This is a genomic window from Sphingomonas bacterium, assembly GCF_903644055.1.
Classification (GTDB): domain Bacteria; phylum Pseudomonadota; class Alphaproteobacteria; order Sphingomonadales; family Sphingomonadaceae; genus Sphingomonas_I.
The window spans coordinates 1-3345 of the sequence record NZ_CAHJXD010000008.1; the positions used below are offsets into that span (position 1 = coordinate 1).

General features: G+C 68.1%; 2 protein-coding genes. One reads left to right on the forward strand and one right to left on the reverse strand.

The window, feature by feature from the left end; all coding sequences use genetic code 11:
- Window positions 1–257: 257 nt before the first annotated feature.
- The gene (locus HUU94_RS00290; RefSeq protein WP_217429524.1) at window positions 258–1511 is read left to right on the forward strand and encodes a multidrug effflux MFS transporter; all 1254 of its coding nucleotides are present in this window, start codon (window positions 258–260) and stop codon (window positions 1509–1511) included.
- A 147-nt stretch (window positions 1512–1658) separates the two neighbouring features.
- Here HUU94_RS00290 and HUU94_RS00295 read toward each other — a convergent pair.
- Window positions 1659–3345, reverse strand: a 1687-nt coding sequence (locus HUU94_RS00295; protein ID WP_174273141.1) for a translocation/assembly module TamB domain-containing protein, incomplete at its 5' end; no start/stop codon positions are given.

A 3345-nucleotide genomic window follows, 5' to 3' on the forward strand; every position in this document is an offset into this window, starting at 1 on the left:
TGACAGCGCCTCCTCGCACCACCATTGAATCAGCCGATCACTATCCTCGCAAACGATTAATAGGTCCTGAGTCTAGATCCGAATTCGAGCCGGTTTTGCGCATGATATCGTGATCCTCCCCTGCCAGGGGAGGATCGTCGTAGGCCGCGCTTCCGGTTGCCCCGGCTCTGGCGCGTCCCCGCGCAGCCAGAGCTTGCTGCACCACGGAGGCAGCGCCATAGGGCGGCGATGCCCCACTTTTCCCCGATCGATCCCGCATGACCGAATCCGCGCGCGCCTCGCCGGGCGGCAGCGATCCCGGCATGGGCTTTCGCGGCTTCGTCGCGCTGATGGCGGCGCTGATGGCGATGAATGCGCTCGGCATCGACAGCATGCTCGCGGCGCTGCCGGCGATCGGCCGATCGCTCGATGTCGCGTCCGAAAACGAACGGCAATGGATCATCTCGATCTACGTCCTGGGGTTCGGCGCCGCGCAGATCGTCTGGGGCCCGTTCGCCGATCGCTACGGCCGCAAGCCGATCGTCGTCGCCAGCCTGACGCTGTTCGCCCTGCTGAGCCTGCTCGTCGCGCTGGCACCGAGCTTCGGCACGATGCTCGCCGCGCGCTTCCTGCAAGGCATCGCGGCTTCGGCATCGCGCGTGCTGGTCGTTTCGATCGTGCGCGACTGTTATTCGGGGCGGCGGATGGCGCGGGTGATGAGCCTGTCGTTCATCGTCTTCCTGTGCGTGCCGATCCTCGCGCCCACCATCGGATCGGCGGTCCTGGCGATCACCGGATCGTGGCGGCTGATCTTCTACCTGCTCGCCTTCTACGGCTTCGTCACCGCGATGATCGCCGGTTTCCGCCTGCGCGAGACGCTGCACCCCGACTATCGCCAGCCGCTCTCGTTCGGCGGGGTCAGCCTTGCGATGGCGCGCGTCGTGACCAACAGGAATACGATCGGCTATACGCTGGGCAGCGCGTTGAGCCTGGGTGCGCTGCTGGGCTTCATCAATTCGATCCAGCAGATCGTCGCCGATACGTTTCACGCGGCGCGGCTGTTCCCGCTGGTGTTCGCGACGACCGCCGCGTCGATGGGCGTGGCGGCGTTCCTCAATTCGCGCCTCGTCGAACGGCTGGGCACGCGGCGGATTTCGCACACCGCGATGCTGTGGTTCACGGGTATCGGCCTCCTCCATGTGCTCGTGGCGATCACGGGCCACGAGACGATCGGGACGTTCATCGTCTTGCAGGCGCTCGCCATGTTCTGCCAGGGGCTGCTGGGATCGAACTTCGGCACGATGGCGATGGAATCGATGGGCGACATCGCGGGCACGGCCTCTTCGGTGCAGGGCTTCATCTCGACCTGCCTCGCCGCGCTGATCGGAGTCGCGATCGGGCAGAGCTTCGACGGCACGACGGTGCCGGTCGCCGTTGGGTTCAGCCTCGTCGGCCTGGCGACCGTGGCGGTCGTACTGATCACCGAGCGGGGCAGGCTGTTCCACCAGCAGCATCTTCAGCCGGCGGGGTAGAGCCCTTTCCCGTTGACATTGATCTTTCGTCACCCCGGCTCAAGGCCGGGGTGACGTTCAGCCTGAATAGACACACCCTGCGTCTGGCTTCGCCTGCCACCTCCCCTTGCAGGGGGAGGATCGGTCGTCGTTTGACGGCGAGCCGCCTCAATAATCCTTCGAGATGCGGACGTTGGCGCTCTGGCGGCCGATCGTCGAGATCGTCGAGAGCAGCGACAGCCAGCGCGTGATGCGGAATTCGACGCTCGTCGCCGAATAGCCCGCGCCGTCGGTGATGAGCTCCACATAGGTGCGCCGGCCGATATATTTGCCCGCCGCGATCGAGGTCTTCTGCCCGGTGGTGATGTCGGCGGGGACGATGCGCAGCCGATCGAGGTGGACCGCCTTCCGCACCGCGTTGATCGGATCGAGGTTGAGCCCGCCGCCGCCCGAGCTGCGCAGCGACGCCACCGCCGTCGCGAGTTGCAGCGCCTCGGGCGCGGAGAGGTTGGTGATCGAGGTGCCGAACAGCAGACGCGAGAGCAGTTCGTCCTCGGGCAAGGCGGGGACGCTTTCGAAGCTGATCTCGGGGCGGAGGCCGGTGCCGGTGACTCGGATCGAGGCGTTCAATCCCTGAAGGTTGGCGCCGGCGGTGATATCGAGGATCGGATCGGGCGGCGCGCTGCCCGAGAAACGGATCACGCCGCGCGACAGATCGAAGCGCCGCCCCGCGAACTGATAATTGCCCCGGATCAGATCGGCCTTGCCGCCGATCGCGGGATTATCGACCGCGCCCTTGATCGTCAGCGTGGCGCGCCATTCGCTGTCCAGCCCGAGCCCGGTGACCATCAGGCGGCTGAACGCGCGCGCCTTGATATCGAGGTTCCAGGGTTTGACGGGCGCGCTGTCCTCCACCGCCTCGTCGTCGGATCGGTTGAGATCGACGACGTTGAGCCGCGCGACCTGCGCCGCCGCCGCCGAGCCCAGCCGGTAGCGCCCCTGCGAGAGCGCGAGATCGCCCGCGACGGTGCCGCCGATGCCGTCGGACCTGATCGTCAGCGGGCCGGTGACGGCCGCGGCGATATCGTCGCGGTTGAGCAGTTGCGCGTTCTGCGCCTGTAGCGCGATATCGATGCCGACGCCCTTGCTGCCCGAAAAATCGAACGCGCCCCGCCCGGAAACGCTGCCGCCGCCCGCCGTCGTCCCCGCCATCGTATCGAGGACGAGGCGGGAGCCATCGAAGCGGCCGCTCGCGCGGATATTCTGGATGACGGTGCCCGTGCTCGAACTTTCGAGCTTGCCCGCCGTGGTGGTGAGCGTGCCGCGGATCAGCGGCGCATCGAGCGTGCCGCCGACGTCGGCGGCGACCGAGAGCGGGCCGGAAAGGTCGATTGTCTGGACGCCGATCAGCCGCCACAAGGTGTTGCCGGGGCCGGCATAGCGGAGCTGCGCGAACAAGGGCGCGCGGCCGAGCCGGTCGGCGATGTTCGGATCGGGCGAGAGCGGGGCGATCCGCGCCTGCGCGCGGCCGATCGTGCGGCCCTGGAGTGCGGCGATCGCGCGCATCGCCAGGCCGTTCTGCGTGAGCGCGGCGTTGAGGCCGAGGTCGATCGGCTGTGAGGCGAGGACGAGGCCGGAGCGGGTGAGCCCCCGGATCGTGAGATCGGCGCGGCCGGTGGGCGCGGCGTCGGGGCTCGACTGGAAGCTGGCGTGGCCGCTCGCGGCGCCCGCCAGGCCGAGCCTGGGCGCGACGATATCGGCGAGGCCAAGCGGGAGACGATCGAGCGCGAGATCGAGCGCGGTCGGTCCGTCGCCGAACCGGCCGCCGATCGTGGCGCTGCCGCCGCCATAGCCG

What these genes read in the sequence shown, in the direction of transcription:
- HUU94_RS00290 (WP_217429524.1), top strand. Translation starts at nt 258, where the DNA reads ATGACCGAATCCGCGCGCGCCTCGCCGGGCGGCAGCGATCCCGGCATG.